The following is a 14,687-nucleotide window of genomic DNA, read 5'->3' on the forward strand; positions in this document are numbered from 1 at the left end:
CGTACCCGACCTACGGTGGATCCATGACTCCTGCCGAGCTCCTGACCGACGCGTTCGAGCGGATCGTGGAGGGAGGGCGGGCGGTCGTCGCGGACCTCGACGACGACCAGCTGGCCCACCGACCGAGCCCGGACGCGAATTCCATCGCCTGGCTGGTCTGGCACCTCGCCCGCGTGCAGGACGACCACGTCGCCGACGTGGCCGGCACCGGGCAGGTGTGGACCGACGAGGGCTTCCGGGAGCGGTTCGACCTGCCGTTCGAGGCGGGCGACATCGGCTACGGACACTCCTCCGACGACGTGGGGCGGGTGCGGGCCGGGGCCGACCTGCTGGCGGCGTACCTCTCCGCGGTGCACGCTCGCACCGTCGCCCACCTCGCCGGGCTGTCGGAGGCCGACCTCGACCGGATCGTCGACGAGCGCTGGGACCCGCCGGTCACCCTCGGCGCCCGCCTGGTCTCGGTGGTCAACGACGACGCCCAGCACCTCGGCCAGGCGGCGTACGTGCGGGGGCTGCTCGGGGCGTGACCGGGCTTGTAACGCCCGGTTATGGGGTCTGGGGACCGGTTCGAACGGGTCCCCAGATGCGATAACCGGGCGTTACAAGCGCCGTGGCGCGCCGCCCGGGATCACCACGGACTGGGCTGGAAGTCCTTGAGGAAGTGCCCGTGCAGCGGCTCGCCGGCCTCGCCGCGGACGATCGGGTCGTAGACGCGGGCCGCGCCGTCGACCAGGTCGAGGGGGGCGTGCCAGCCCTCGGCGGCGATCCGCAGCTTCTCCTGGTGCGGGCGCTCGTCGGTGATCCAGCCGGTGTCGACGGCGTTCATCAGGATCCGGTCGGTCTCCCACATCTCGCCGGCGCTGGTGCGGGTCAGCATGTTGAGCGAGGCCTTGGCCATGTTGGTGTGGGGGTGGCCCGGGCCCTTGTACTGCCGGGAGAACTGCCCCTCCATCGCCGACACGTTGACCACGTGCGCGACCCGACCACCACCGGCCCCGCCGCCCGCCTGCACCGCGGCGCGCATCGCCGGGCGCAGCCGCGAGATCAGCAGGAACGGCGCGGTCGCGTTGCAGAGCTGGACCTCGAGCAGCTCGAGCGGGTCGACGTCTTCGACCTTCTGGGTCCAGGAGTTCTCGGTCTGCAGGTCGGGCAGCAGCCCGCCCGCGTCGACCGCGGTCCCGTCGAGGTGCGCGGCGAGGCTGGCGCTGCCGGCCTTGAGCGCGAGCGCGGTCATCGTCGCGGCGTTGTGCGCGGCGACGGCGTCGGCCTCGGACTGGCCGTCGTGGTGGGCGACCGCGTCGCGCCGCAGCGTGCCCGCGATGGCGGCGGGGTGCGCGTCGCTGATCCGGTCGAAGGCGATCATCTCGGGCAGCGCGATCCCGGTCGGCAGCGGCGCCGACTCCATCTCGACCAGGCGGCTGTAGGAGCCCGGCGAGCGGCGCACGGTCTGCGCCGCGTTGTTGATGAGGATGTCGAGCGGACCGGCCGCGGCCACCTCGTCGGCCAGCGAGACGACCTGGGTCGGGTCGCGCAGGTCGATGCCGACGACCACGAGCCGGTCGATCCAGTCCGCGCTGTCCTCGAGCGCCGAGAAGCGGCGTACGGCGTCCTTCGGGAAGCGGGTCGTGATGGTGAGGTGGGCGCCGTCGCGGAGCAACCGGAGCGCGATGTACATGCCGATCTTGGCGCGGCCGCCGGTCAGCAGCGCGCGGCGCCCGGTGAGGTCGGTGCCCTGGTCGCGCTTCGCGTGCGACATCGCGGCGCAGGTGGGGCACAGCCAGTGGTAGAAGGCGTCGACCAGCGTGTAGTCGTTCTTGCAGATGTAGCAGCCGCGCGGGTTGATCAGCTCACCCGCGAAAGCGCCCTTGGTCGAGGACACCAGCGGGATGCCCTGGGTCTCGTCGTCGATGCGCAGCGGCGAGCCGGTGGCGGTGGCCTCGGTGACGGCGCGGTCCGCGGCCAGCTCGGCCTCGCGCTTGCGGGTCCGGCGCTCGCGCTTGAGCGCCTTGTACATGTGCGAGGCCGCGTGCTTGATCGTCGCGATGTCCGGGTGGTCGTCGGGCAGGTGGTGCAGCTGCTGCAGCACCCGCACCGCGGTCGCCAGCTCCTCGGGGTCGATCCCGGCCGCCTGCGCGAGGGTCGGGTCGAGGGGGTCGTCGCCGGAAGTCACCGGTCAACTCTAGGTGCGGCGGCGCCGGGCGCCCGCTTCGGCGGGTCAGGCGGCGTCGGGGACGGGCCGGGTGAGGCGGTACCGCACGAAGGAGGGGACGGCGAGCGCCGCGACGACCGTCCCGACGACGACGAGCACGCCACCGCCCGCGGCGGCCGCCGCGGTGCCGACGACCGCGGCCGAGGCGCCGTGCGCCACGTCCGCGATCCGGGGTCCGCCGGCGACGACCACGATGAAGACGCCCTGCAGGCGCCCGCGGACCGCGTCGGTCGCGGCGGTCATCAGCATGGAGTTGCGGAAGGCCGAGGAGGCCATGTCGGCGGCGCCGCCCAGCACCAGCATCAGGACCGCGACGACGAGCATCGGCGTGCGCCACCGGTCGGCCAGCCCGACCGCCACGCCGAAGCCGATCATCGAGGCGCCCCACAGCAGGATGCAGACGATCACGGCCCGGCCCTGCAGCTCGACCCGCGACACCCACCCGGAGAACACCCCGCCGATGACGGCGCCGGCCGGGATCGCCGCGAAGAGCAGCGCGAAGGCGAGGCCGCCGCCCGACGGGCCGTCGAAGCCGAGGTGGGCGATCTCGGGGAACAGCGCCCGCGGCATGCCGAAGACCATCGCGATCAGGTCGACGACGAAGGACATCAGCAGCACCGGGTGACCGCGCAGGTAGGACAACCCCTCGATCACCGAGCGCAGGCCCGGGGTCGCGGCGACCACGCCCTCGATCGTCAGCCGCGGCAGGCGCACGACGGCCGACAGCGTCGCGAACAGCGTGATCGAGTCGACCAGGTAGAGCCACGAGAAGCCGATGACCGGGATCAGCACCCCGCCGACGAGCGGGCCGGCGATGGCGCCGGCCTGCATGACGGTGATGTTGAGCGAGACCGCGGCCGGCAGCAGCTCGGGCTCGACGATCTTCGGCAGGATCGCGCTCCGGGTCGGCTGGTTCACCCCGAAGAACGCCTGCTGCACCGCGAAGAGGCACAGCAGCAGCCACACGTTGCCGATGCCGAGCGCGGCCTGCACCCAGAACGCCGCACTCGTGGCGATCAGCCCGCTCGTGGTGACGATCAGGATCGTCCGGCGGTCGAAGGCGTCGGCCAGCGCGCCGCCGTACAGCCCGAAGACGATCAGCGGCACCAGGCCGAAGAGGCCGGTGAGGCCGACGTACGCCGACGAGCCAGTTTCGCTGTAGATCTGGGCGGGTACGGCGACCACGGTCAGCTGAGCACCGATGACGGTGACGATGTTGGCCAGCCAGAGCCGGCGGAAGTGGTCGTTCCTCAGGGGGCGCGTGTCCGCGACCAGCCCCCGGATCCCCTGCACGGGTCGAACCTACGCCCGCCCCGTCCCCCGAGATGCACCCCCTACCGAGAGGAACCCCATGGCCACCATGCGCGCAGTCCAGGTCAGCGAGGCGAACGCCGCCCTCGAGCTCGTCGAGCGAGAGGTCCCGACGCCCGGCGCCGGCGAGCTCCTGATCAAGGTCGAGGCCTGCGGCGTCTGCCACTCCGACGCGTTCGCCGTCACCGGCGGCTACCCCGGTGTCACCTTCCCCGTCGTTCCCGGCCACGAGATCGCGGGCACCGTCGAGACCGTCGGCGACGGCGTCGACTGGTGGCAGGCCGGCCAGCGCGTGGGCGTCGGCTGGTTCGGCGGCAACTGCAACCACTGCGAGCCGTGCCGCCGCGGCTACCTCATCCAGTGCGAGAACATGGGGATCCCGGGCGTCACCTTCGACGGCGGGTACGCCGACTACGTGGTCGTCCCCGCCGCGGCGGCCGCCTCGCTCCCGGACGAGCTGTCCTTCGAGGACGCGGCCCCGCTCATGTGCGCCGGCATCACGACGTTCAACGCCCTGCGCGAGAGCGGTGCCCGCGCCGGCGGCGTCGCGGCGATCCTCGGCGTGGGCGGGCTCGGCCACCTCGCGGTGCAGTACGCCGCCAAGCTGGGCTTCCACACCGTCGCGATCGCCCGTGGCACCGACAAGGAGCAGCTGGCCCGCGAGCTCGGCGCCGACACCTACATCGACAGCACGAGCAGCGACGTGGCCGAGGAGCTGCAGAAGCTCGGCGGCGCGGACGTCGTGCTCGCCACGGTCACGAACGCCGAGGCGATGGCCGCCACGATCGGCGGGCTCGCCCCGCGCGGCCGCCTCGTCATCGTGGGCGCGTCGATGGACCCGATGCCCGTCGTCCCCGGCGCCGTCATCGGCGGCAACCTCGAGGTCGCCGGCCACGCGTCGGGCACCTCGATGGACTCCGAGGACACGCTGGCCTTCAGCGCCCGGGCCGGCGTGAAGCCGCGCATCGAGACCGTGAAGCTGGAGGACGCCCAGGCGGCGTACGACAAGATGATGGCCGGCGACGCGCGCTTCCGGATGGTCATCACCACCTCCTGACCTGCCCCGGACCGATGACTTCGGGGCGCCCCGCCGGTCGTACCTGCATGACCACGACCGCGAGCAAGGCGGGGCCCCTCGACGTCACCTTCGACGCCGAGCTGCTCCTGAGTCCGAACAAGGCCGGCTGGACGTACGTCGTCTGGCCCGGGTCCGCCGACTTCTTCGGCACCCGCGGCCTCGTCAAGGTGCGCGGCACCGTCGACGGGGCCGGCCTGCGCAGCTCGTTCATGGCGCTCGGCGACGGCCGCCACAAGCTGCCCGTCCGCGCCGACCTGCGCGAGCGGATCGGCAAGCAGGCCGGCGACACCGTGACCGTGCACCTCACCGAGCGGCTGGGCTGAGGCCGTGGCCGAGCAGGTGAAGGGCCCCGCGTCGTACTTCCCCTCGATCGAGAAGAACTACGGCCACCCCGTCGAGCACTGGCTGGCCCTGGTCCGGCCGCGGCTCGCCGCCGGCGAGAAGCACGGGCAGGTCGTGACCTGGCTCAAGGCCGAGCACGGCCTCGGCCACGGGCACGCCAACGCGCTGGTCGCCCACGCCCGGGCGGAGTGAGGATGCCGGCGTCGCCGTCCGCCCGCGTCCGCTGTAACGCGGTGTCCACGTAGCGGAATGGGCGCTGCAGCACCGCACCAGTGACGTGGACACCGCGTTACAGCGGCGGCGGCCGCCCGGTCCCGAGTAGTTTCGGCCCATGGTGGATGACGAGACCGGCCCCGACGTCCGCGACCTGGTCGCCCTGCTCGACGCGCAGGACGTCGTCGGGGTCACGCTCGGGTGGGTCGACAACAACGGGATCGTGCGGGCGCGGACGGTGCCGCTGGCCGAGCTGCCGGCGGTGGCGCGGCGCGGGGTGGGGGCCACGACCGCGGTGTCGGTGTTCGACTCCCACGACGGCATCACGTTCGCCCACGACGGCCTGTCCACACCGGCCGGCGACCTCCGGCTGATCCCGGTCGTCGACGGGCCGCGCAGCATCGTGCCGCTCGCCGGGCAGCCCGGCTTCGCGTGGGTGCCCGCGCGGCTGCGCACCGCGGACGGCGATCCCTGGCCCTACGAGCCGCGCGACGTCCTCGAGCGCCAGGTCCGCCGCGCCGCCGAGGCCGGCTTCGAGGTGCGGGCCGGCTTCGAGATCGAGATGTACGTCGCCCGCGACGACGACGGGGCGACCGCGGCGCACCGCGGGCCGGCGTACTCCGCCAACGCGCTGCGCGACGTCGACGAGTTCGCCCGCCAGCTGCTCGTGGACCTCGCGGCGAACGGCCTGTCGATCGGGCAGCTGCACGCGGAGTACGGCGCCGCGCAGCTCGAGATCGCGCTCAGCCCGCTCGACGCGCTGGCCGCCTGCGACGCCCAGGTGCTGGCCCGGCAGACCATCCACGCCGCCGCCCGCCGCCACGGCCTGCGCGTCAGCTTCGCGCCGGTCGCGACCGTCGAGGGCGTCGGCAACGGCTGGCACCTGCACACCTCGCTGACCCGCGACGGCGCCAACGCCCTCACCGGGGACGGCCCGCACGGGCTGTCGGACGTCGGGCGCGGCTACCTCGCCGGCCTGCTGCGCGAGCTGCCCGGGCTGGTCGGCGTCACCGCGCCGAGCACCGGGTCGCTGGTGCGTCGCCGGCCGGGGTACTGGGCCGGGGCCTACGGCTTCTGGGGCGTCGAGAACCGCGAGGCCGTGCTGCGGCTGGTCCCGTCCTCGGACCTGCTGGGCGCCGGGCACACCAACGTCGAGCTCAAGGCCAGCGACGCGTCGGCGAACCCCTACCTCGCCCTTGCTGTCGTCATCGCCGCCGGGCTGCGGGGGATCGCCGACGGCGCCGAGCCCCCCGAGCCGATCCAGGAGGACGTCGGCACCTGGGACGCGGAGCGGCTCGACGCGGCCGGCATCGCGCTGCTCGCGACCACCCACGAGGAGCAGCGGGCGCACCTGCTGGCCAGCGACCTGGTGCGCGGGGTGCTGGGCGAGGAGCTGCTCGGTGCGTTCGTCGCGGTCCGCGACGCGGACGCGGCCTGGGCGCTCGACCACACGCCCGAGGAGATCGTCGAGTCGCTGAGGTGGCTCTACTGACCGGCCCGGCGACCTCGGACCAGGGCGCCGTGCGCCCCTTCCGCGGGGCCGACGCGGTGCTCGCCGCGCAGGCCGCACGGCTGCCGCAGCCCGACCAGCTCTGCGGGCCGTTCGCGGCCGCCGCCGCCCTGCACGCGGTGCTCCCCGACCCGCCCGACGTCGTCGAGGTCGCCCGGCTGGCGGGGACGGCGATCTGGCCGCACGACGTGGCGGCGTGGCGCCCGGCCGGCGCCCCGCTCGACCGCACCGGGTGGGACGTGCTGCCGCACGCCGCGTCCGCGGAGGACTCCGGCACCGACGGGACCGGCCTCCTGGGCGCGATCGGTCCCGCGACCGGGGACCGGGTGGTCGCCGTGCCCGCGTCCGGGCCGGGCTGGACGGCTGACGCCCTGGGCGACCTCCTCGGGGCAGTCCACGAGGCGTCGTACGCCGTCGGCGTCGTCGCCAACGTCCGGACCGGCCCGCTGGCGGCGGGCGACGGTGCCGGGGGCGGGCCGACGTGGGACGTGGGGCACTTCGTGGTGCTGTGGGGCACGGCCGGTCCGCCGGGGGCACCGACCCACGTCGCGGTCGCCGACACCTACCGCGAGCTGGGCGAGCCCGGCGCGCCACCCGGCTGCCGGCTGGTCCCGCTGGGGGCGCTCGCCGCCGGCCTCGCCGCGCCGCCGGGACGCGGTCTCCTCCTCCTCGTCGCGCCCGCCGACGCGCCCGCGACCCGCGCCCTCGTCGAGGACGCCGGGCTGCGCGTGGCGCCCTGGCGGGCATGACAGGGGCCCGACCGTCCGGTACGCGCACGGTCACAACCGCCTAACGAACAGCCCTGCGTGATTGCCCCCGACCCTCGACGTACGGTGTCCTGTGCTGCGGACCACGCGGGGACAGGGGGAGACGGCGGTGCAGACGGTGGAGATGGGCTCGGACGTCCGCTACGACATCGGGGAGCTCGGCAGGCCCGGTGGCATCGGCATCCGCTGCCAGGGCGTCGTGCACCTCTACCGCACCTTCGAGGGCCACGACGTCGTCGCGCTGCAGGGCGTCGACCTCACGATCGAGCCGGGTGAGCGGGTCGCCTTCCTCGGCCCCAGCGGCTCGGGCAAGTCCACCCTGCTGACGCTGCTCGGCGGCATCCAGAAGCCCAGCGCCGGCCGGATCTTCCTCGGCGACGACGAGATCTCGCGGCTCGGGGAGCGCTCGCTCGCGAAGATCCGCTCCCGCCGGGTCTCGACGATGCTGCAGGGCTCGACGCGCAACCTGCTGCCCTACGCCACCGCCCGGCAGAACATCGCCTTCGCGCGGCTCGCGATGACCAGCGCCGAGCGCCGCAACGCCGTCCTCGACGTCGACCTGCTCCGCCGGGTCGGGCTCGCCGACCAGGTCGACCAGGTCGTCTCGACGATGTCCGGCGGCCAGCGCCAGCGCCTCGCGCTCGCCTGCGCGGTCTCGACCGGCCCGCAGCTGCTGCTCGCCGACGAGCCCACCAGCCAGCTCAGCCACGAGGACCGCGACCACGTCATCGAGCTCATCCACGGCCTCGGTGACGACCTCGACACCACGATCGTCGTCGTCACGCACCAGCCCGAGGTGGCCGCGACCTTCCCGCGCACCGTCACGATGAAGGGCGGCCGGGTCGGGGCGGAGGGCCGCGACGGCGCGGAGTACGTCGTCATCGGCGCCGAGGGCGTCGTGCACCTCCCGACCCACCTCGCCGAGCAGTGGCCGCAGGGCACGCTCGTGCGGATCGAGCCCGAGGAGATGGACCGGCTGGTCGTCTCCCGCCCCGGCGCGCGCACCCCCGCAGTCGGCGGCACCGACACCGACACCCGGGGCCACGCGGCCCCCCAGGAGGACCCGGCGTGAGCGACCTCCGGCTGTCCGGGATCACCTACGTCCTGTCCCGGACCCTCCTCGACGACGTCTCCCTGGACTTCAAGGCGGGCGAGCTCACCGCGCTCTCCGGCCCCAGCGGCTCCGGCAAGACCACGCTGCTCTCCGTGGCGGGCGGGCTGATCGAGCCGACCAGCGGCACGTCGTCGTACGCCGACGGCTCGATGTGGCTGGGCACCGGCGACCCCCGGCCCGAGGTCGCGTTCGTGCTGCAGGTCTACGGCCTGGTCCCGATCCTCTCGGCCCGCGAGAACGTCTCGGTCGCCCTGCGCGCCCGCGGCGTCAAGCCCGCCGAGGCCGACGAGCGCGCCGAGGCCGCGCTCGCCCGCTTCCACATCGCCGACCTCGGCGACCGCCAGGTCGAGGAGCTGTCCGGTGGGCAGATGCAGCGCGTGGCCCTGGCCCGCGGGCTCTGCGTCGGCGCCGGGGTGCTGCTCGCCGACGAGCCGACCAGCGAGCTCGACGAGGGCAACCGCGGGCTGGTGCTGGCCGAGCTGCGCAAGGAGGCCGACCGCGGCGCGGTCGTCGTCGTCGCGACCCACGACCCGGCGGTGGCCGACGCGTGCGACGCGCACTACGTCATCGACGAGGGCCGGCTGGTCGACCACGTCGAGGAGGTGCACTTCGAGCACTTCGCGCACCCCGAGCGGCGCCTGGTCGAGGAGGCGGCCCCGCCGCACTTCGACGACATGCCCGCGGCGGCCCCCGCCACCGGAGAGCGTGCCCCCGACGAGCCCGCTCCCGAGCCCACGCCCGCCCCGGCCCGCCACCGCCTGAGCGAGGACGACGCCGCCTTCCGTCGCCCCGACCCGAAGTGAGCGCTGGGTGAACCGCACGCTCCGGGGCGCCTGGTCCCGGCGGGGCACGCTGCTGCCGCTGCTGCTGCTGACCGTCGTGGTCGTGGCCGGCGCGGTGACGGTGATCGGCTTCGCCGACGAGGCCGGCACCTCGCCGTTGCTCGCCGTCCCCCTCCTCCTGCTCGGGCTGGTCGCCGTCCCCGCCACCGGCCGCGAGCTCGCGACCGCCCGCCGCGCGGAGATCGCGATCTCGCGGCTCCGCGGGCTGCAGGGACCCTCGCTCTACCTCCTGCTGGCCGCCGAGCCGCTGCTCGTCCTCGTCGTCGGTGGCGTCCTCGGGCTGGTCGCCGGCGCCGCGGGATCGTGGCTGGCCGCGCACCTCTGGGTCGACGCCGACGCCGCCCTGCCCGGGGCCAGCGCCGTGCTGGCCGGCGCCGGGATCGTCGTCGTCGCGCTGGTCGCCGTGCTGGTCGGCATGGCCTCGGCGCTGCGCGAGCCGCTCTCGGAGCAGGTCAGCCTCGCGGCCCGCCCGCGCCGGGCCGGCACCGGGGCGATCTTCGCCAGCATCCTGGTCCTCGTGGGGGCGGGGGTCGCGGCCTACCGCGCCGGCGTCGCCGGCGACGAGCCCGACCTCGTCGTGCTCGCCGGGCCCGCGCTGGTCGGCCTCGCGGTCGGGCAGGTCGTGGTCTGGCTGGTCCGGCTGCTGGCCCGCCTCGCCGTCGGCCGCACCAGCCGCGGCGGTCTCGGCGGCTTCCTCGCCGTACGCCGCCTGGCGCGCGTGGCCGATGCGGCCGCCTCGCTCCGCGTGCTGGTCGCGGCCTCGGTCGTCGCCGCGCTGGCGGTCACGGGGGCGACCCAGGTCGACGACTGGACCGACGACACCGCGCGGCTGCGGGCCGGTGCCCCGCTGCGCATCGACGTGGACCTCGACGCCGCGGGGGTGCTCGGCATGGCCCAGGCGGTCGACCCGGACGGGCGCTGGCTGATGGCCGCCGTGCTCGTCGCCGGCGAGGGCAGCGTCGCGGCCCGCCGGGCCTTCGTGGACACCGACCGCTACGACCGCGTGGTCGGCGACTTCTTCGGCGGCACCGACGCCAGCGGGGTGGTCGACCGGGTCGGCGACCTGGCCGACGGCGGCTCCGCCCTGGCGAGCGGCCGCGAGCTCAGCGCCGACGTCGAGGGCGTCAGCGCCCGCCGCAGCGGGCAGATGCGACCGCGCGTCCTGGTGACCTTCCGCGCCGGCCTCGGCGACGAGCAGGAGGTCCGCCTCCGCGCGACCATCGCGCAGGACGGTGCCGCCACCACCGTCAGCGTCCCCGTCTCCTGCGAGGCGGGCTGCGTCGTCACCGACATCAAGCTCGCCCGCAGCACGGGCGACACGACGCTGCCGTGGGTGCTGACCGCCCTGCGGATCGGCGACCAGGACGTGCTCGACGCCGGCTGGAAGCCCGCCTTCCCGCCCCGCAACTTCCGCGGCACCCCGATCCCGGGCGGACCCGAGCCGGTCGACAACGGGCTGCTCGCCGTCGCCACCCGACGCACCCTCGAGGCCGTCCCCGTCGCCTCCACCGCGCAGGTCCCGGTCCTGGCCACCGACACCGCCACCTGGGACGGGAAGCCGATGCTCGACTCCACCGGCGGCGACGAGCGCCCGGCCGACGTGCTCGAGCGGCTCCCCGCGCTGCCGCTCGTCGAGGGCGACGGCCTGCTGGCCGACCTCCGGGTCTCGGCGGCCGGCGCGCCCCCGACCGTCCCGGCCGCCCAGGTGATGGTGCTCGCCCGCAGCGACACCCCCGCGAAGGTCCTCGCCGGTCTCGACGACGTCGCCGTCGGCGCCCCGCACACGCTCGCCCAGGTCGACCGGCAGACCGCGGACGAGTCCGGCGCCGCGCAGGCGCGGGTCTACTCCTTGATGGCCGGCTTCTGCCTGCTCGTCGCCCTGCTCGTGCTGGCCGCGGCGGTCAACCGGCAGCGGACCGCGTGGGTCCGCGAGGTCGCGGCCCTGCGCGTCATCGGCATCCCGCTCCCGACGCTGCGGCGCTCGGGCCGGGTCGAGGTCGGGGTCCTCGTCGTGGCCAGCGTGGTCGCCACCGTGGTCGGCGCGGTGCTGGCCGTCCGCCTGCTGCTCGCGCACCTCGCCCTCGTGGCCGTCCCGCTGCACGCCGTACCCCTCCGCAGCACGCTGGAGGCCGGCCCGGTCCTCCTCGCCGCCGTCGTGGTCGCGCTCGCCGTCGCCGCCGTCAGCGGCCGCGGCCGCAGCGTGCCGGGCGAGCGCAGCCGACCCGCCATCCTGCGCGAGGAGGGGGCCGCATGAGGACCATGCTCGCCACCGTCGTCCGGGGGCTGCGCTCCCGCGCGCTGCTCTCGATGGGCTCGGTGCTGCTCACCGCGCTCGCCATCGGCTCCGCGGTGCTCGGCCCGATCTTCCAGGTCGCCGTCACCAACTCCTACCTCGTCAGCCGGCTGGCCGAGGCGCCCAACCAGCTCACCGGGTTGAGCTGGGACTTCCGGCCCGACCCCGGCGGCGACGCCGCGGGCGCGGTGCGGACCGCGAGCCGCGCGGTCGCCGGGATCGACGGTCCCTTCGCGGCGCCGCAGACGGTCCTCGAGACCTCGATGACCGACGTGTACGGCGGGCGCTGGCGGCTGACCGCCAAGGACGACGCGTGCGCCCACCTCGAGGTCGAGGGCACCTGCCCGAGCAAGCCGGGCGAGGCGCTGATGCTCGCGGGCGACCTGGACTTCTCGGGCACCGAGGTCGGCCAGACCGTCGACTTCGGCGCCCTCGGCAAGCAGACGATCACCGGCACCTACCGCGTCCCGTCGACCGGTCAGGAGACCTTCTGGTTCGACCTGTCGCGCTTCGCGAGCATCCCGCCGCACACCAACCGCTCCGGCACCACGCCGTACATGCCGGCACCCATGGTCACCGTCCCCGAGGCCTTCGACCCCCTGCCCCAGGGGCTCTGGCACGTTCGCGTCGACCGTCGCCTCGCGGTGCCGGCGCACCTGACCCTGCCCGTCATCGAGCGCGCCGAGACCGTGGCCGCGTCGCTCGGGAAGCCCGCCGAGCAGGTCCGTGGCGGGACCCTGGCGGGCAACTCGATCAACGACCTGTCCACGATCGTGCGGGAGACGCGCGCGCAGCAGGCGACCGCCCGGGCCTCGATCGCCCCCGCCGTGATCTCCCTGGTCCTCGTCGCGCTCGCGCTGCTGCTGCGGCTGCTGATGGCGGCCGCCGACCTGCGCCTCCCCGAGCTCGCGCTCGCCTCGCTGCGTGGCGTGGGCCGCCGCCAGATGTGGGCGCTCGGCCTCTCGGAGCCCGCGGCGCTGCTGCTGGCCTCGATCCCGGTCGGCGCCGTCGTCGGCCTCGGCCTCTCGCTCGGTCTGGTCCGCTGGTGGCTGGTGCCCGGCCTGCCGGTCCCGCTGCCGTGGGCGGCCGTGGCGACCGGTCTCGGGGTGGCGCTCTCCGCGCTCCTCGTGGCCGTGCTCGCGGTCGGCCTGGTGCTCCGGGTCTCGCTGTCCGAGCAGCTCACCGGCGTACGCCGTCCCAAGCAGAGCAGCCGCACCACGATCGTCGCCCAGCTCGTCCTGGTGGCCGGCGCCGTCGCCGTGCTCGCCAGCAAGCTCTCGGTCGGGAAGCCCGGCGACCCGGACGCGACCGACCTGGTGCTGCCGGTGCTCCTCGCCGTCGTCGCCGGGCTGGCCGCGACCAAGGTGACCGGCTGGCTGGCCACCGCGTGGACCCGCCGCCGTCGCGGGGGTCGCTCGCTGCCCGGCTTCGTCGCCGCCCGCGCGATCAGCCGCCGTCAGGAGGGCACCCTGGTGATCCTCCCGGTGACCGCGGCGATCGCGATCTGCGTCTTCGGGGCCGGCGTCTACGACTCGGCCGCGCAGTGGCGGGCCTCGGTCGCCGCGACCGCGGCGCCTGCACAGGTCGTGTGGCGCTCCCCGCTCACGATCGACCAGACCGTCGACCTGACGCACGCGATCGACCCGGACGGGCAGTACCTCATGGCCGCCGGCACCCTCGTCACCCAGGGACCGACCTTCGCGGTCGTCGACACGCCCCGGCTCAGCCGGGTCGCGGCCTGGCAGGACCAGTGGACCCCCGGGCTCAGCACCGCGGAGATCACCGACGAGCTCACCGTGCAGGCGACCATCCCGACCGTCACCGGGCGCCGCGTCGAGCTGACCGTGGACAACGGCACCGAGGCCGACGAGGTCGTGGTCCGGCTGCGGCTCGACGCCGAGGGCACCCGCATCCACTACGCGTACGTCGGCCCGTTCGGGCCCGGCGAGAGCACGATGACCGCGCGCACGCCGTGGTGCGACGACGGGTGCGCGCTGCAGGCGATCACCCTCGGCGGCCCGGCCGCCCTGCCGGTCGTCGCCAACGGCACCCTCACGCTCTCCGACCTCGCCGCCGACGGCACCCCGGTGACCGGGGCGTTCGACGGGGCCGGCTGGGCCCGCGCCCCCGACGCCTCCGCGGGCGACGCGATCACCGGGGTGACCACCCAGGACGGCGCACTGCGCGTCGACCTGGCCAGCGACACCACGCCGGTCATCGCGCAGCTGACCTCGGGCGCGATCCCCGAGGCGCTGCCGGTGCTGCGCGGCGTGGACGCCACGACCGAGGCCCGCGGCGGCGCGGCGTCCGAGACGAGCGCGACCACCTTCCCGGTGGACCCCGTGGCGGAGGCGGAGAGCGTGCCGCTGCTCGGCCCGATCGGGCTGATGATCGACTACGGGATGCTCACCTCCGACCGGGAGATCTACGAGCAGCAGGACGCCACGATCCTGGTGCTCGCCCGGGGCGACACGCCCGTCGCGATGCAGCGGCAGCTGCAGGACGCCGGGGTCTCCGTGCAGACCACGCTGGCCGACGTCCAGCGCACGCTCGACCAGAGCGCCTACGCCCTCGCGCTGCGGCTCTACGCCGTCGTCGCGGCGCTGGTGCTGCTGATGGCGCTGGCCGGGCTGTTCGTGAGCACCGCGGTCCAGCTGCCGGCGCGGCGCCGGGACGCGGCCTCGCTGCGGGTCGTCGGCGTGCCCCGCCGCTCGGTGATGTCCGCGGTGCTCCGCGAGCTCGCGTTCGTGCTCGGCGGCACCGCGATCGCCGGGCTCGCGGCCGGGACGCTCGCGCAGTACGTCGTGCTGCGCACCGTGACGCTCGGGTACGTCGAGAGCATCACCACCCCCGCCCTGATCGCCACCATCGACCCCGGCCGGCTCGCGGTGCTGTCCGCCCTGGCCGCGCTGCTCTTCGGCTCGGTCGCGCTCGGCAGCGCCCTGCTGACGGTGCGCGGCGCGCGCGGCGCGACGCTGCGCGAGTCCGCGCGCTAGGCACCGGGCCGC

12 protein-coding genes are annotated in these 14,687 nt (G+C 75.2%); 10 read left to right on the top strand and 2 right to left on the bottom strand.

Annotation, left to right across the window (positions count from 1 at the left end):
* Positions 1-23 precede the first annotated feature (23 nt).
* Complete coding sequence (locus H5V45_RS11805; protein WP_185253097.1) at positions 24-527, top strand: mycothiol transferase; 504 nt, start codon at positions 24-26, stop codon at positions 525-527.
* A 101-nt stretch (positions 528-628) separates the two neighbouring features.
* Here H5V45_RS11805 and H5V45_RS11810 read toward each other — a convergent pair whose 3' ends face one another.
* A complete protein-coding gene (locus H5V45_RS11810; protein ID WP_185253098.1) occupies positions 629-2,170 on the bottom strand; it encodes an SDR family NAD(P)-dependent oxidoreductase in 1,542 nt (513 codons plus the stop codon).
* Positions 2,171-2,215: 45 nt separating this feature from the next.
* A complete protein-coding gene (locus H5V45_RS11815; RefSeq protein WP_343061536.1) occupies positions 2,216-3,502 on the bottom strand; it encodes an MFS transporter in 1,287 nt (428 codons plus the stop codon).
* A gap of 58 nt (positions 3,503-3,560) precedes the next feature.
* On the opposite strand from H5V45_RS11815, the gene H5V45_RS11820 reads away from it, so the two are divergent.
* The 9 genes from H5V45_RS11820 to H5V45_RS11860 all read left to right on the top strand — a co-directional run bounded on the left by H5V45_RS11820 (position 3,561) and on the right by H5V45_RS11860 (position 14,675).
* Positions 3,561-4,577, top strand: coding sequence for an alcohol dehydrogenase (locus H5V45_RS11820; RefSeq protein ID WP_185253099.1), 1,017 nt, complete (start codon positions 3,561-3,563; stop codon positions 4,575-4,577).
* Between the two features lie 47 nt (positions 4,578-4,624).
* The gene (locus tag H5V45_RS11825; RefSeq protein WP_185253100.1) at positions 4,625-4,921 is read left to right on the top strand and encodes a DUF1905 domain-containing protein; all 297 of its coding nucleotides are present in this window, start codon (positions 4,625-4,627) and stop codon (positions 4,919-4,921) included.
* Between the two features lie 4 nt (positions 4,922-4,925).
* On the top strand, positions 4,926-5,132 hold the full coding sequence (locus H5V45_RS11830) for a DUF4287 domain-containing protein (protein ID WP_185253101.1): 207 nt from the start codon (positions 4,926-4,928) through the stop codon (positions 5,130-5,132).
* Between the two features lie 139 nt (positions 5,133-5,271).
* Complete coding sequence (locus H5V45_RS11835) at positions 5,272-6,645, top strand: type I glutamate--ammonia ligase (protein ID WP_185253102.1); 1,374 nt, start codon at positions 5,272-5,274, stop codon at positions 6,643-6,645.
* Positions 6,633-7,412 (top strand): DUF6885 family protein, encoded by a 780-nt coding sequence (locus H5V45_RS11840; RefSeq protein ID WP_185253103.1) that lies wholly within the window; start codon positions 6,633-6,635, stop codon positions 7,410-7,412. Before H5V45_RS11835 ends, H5V45_RS11840 begins: the two co-directional genes overlap by 13 nt.
* Before the next feature lie 127 nt (positions 7,413-7,539).
* Positions 7,540-8,502 carry an ABC transporter ATP-binding protein gene (locus H5V45_RS11845; protein ID WP_221633991.1) on the top strand — a complete coding sequence of 321 codons (963 nt, stop codon included), beginning with the start codon at positions 7,540-7,542 and terminating at the stop codon, positions 8,500-8,502.
* Complete coding sequence (locus H5V45_RS11850; RefSeq protein ID WP_185253104.1) at positions 8,499-9,347, top strand: ATP-binding cassette domain-containing protein; 849 nt, start codon at positions 8,499-8,501, stop codon at positions 9,345-9,347. Before H5V45_RS11845 ends, H5V45_RS11850 begins: the two co-directional genes overlap by 4 nt.
* Positions 9,348-9,354: 7 nt before the next feature.
* On the top strand, positions 9,355-11,640 hold the full coding sequence (locus H5V45_RS11855) for an FtsX-like permease family protein (RefSeq protein ID WP_185253105.1): 2,286 nt from the start codon (positions 9,355-9,357) through the stop codon (positions 11,638-11,640).
* Positions 11,637-14,675, top strand: coding sequence for an FtsX-like permease family protein (locus H5V45_RS11860; protein ID WP_185253106.1), 3,039 nt, complete (start codon positions 11,637-11,639; stop codon positions 14,673-14,675). Before H5V45_RS11855 ends, H5V45_RS11860 begins: the two co-directional genes overlap by 4 nt.
* Positions 14,676-14,687: the final 12 nt, after the last annotated feature.

Source organism: Nocardioides luti, from assembly GCF_014212315.1.
Classification (GTDB): domain Bacteria; phylum Actinomycetota; class Actinomycetes; order Propionibacteriales; family Nocardioidaceae; genus Nocardioides; species Nocardioides luti.

Coding starts and splice junctions, on each gene's coding strand:
- H5V45_RS11805 (WP_185253097.1), top strand. CDS start 24: ATGACTCCTGCCGAGCTCCTGACCGACGCGTTCGAGCGGATCGTGGAG.
- H5V45_RS11820 (WP_185253099.1), top strand. CDS start 3,561: ATGGCCACCATGCGCGCAGTCCAGGTCAGCGAGGCGAACGCCGCCCTC.
- H5V45_RS11825 (WP_185253100.1), top strand. CDS start 4,625: ATGACCACGACCGCGAGCAAGGCGGGGCCCCTCGACGTCACCTTCGAC.
- H5V45_RS11835 (WP_185253102.1), top strand. CDS start 5,272: ATGGTGGATGACGAGACCGGCCCCGACGTCCGCGACCTGGTCGCCCTG.
- H5V45_RS11860 (WP_185253106.1), top strand. CDS start 11,637: ATGAGGACCATGCTCGCCACCGTCGTCCGGGGGCTGCGCTCCCGCGCG.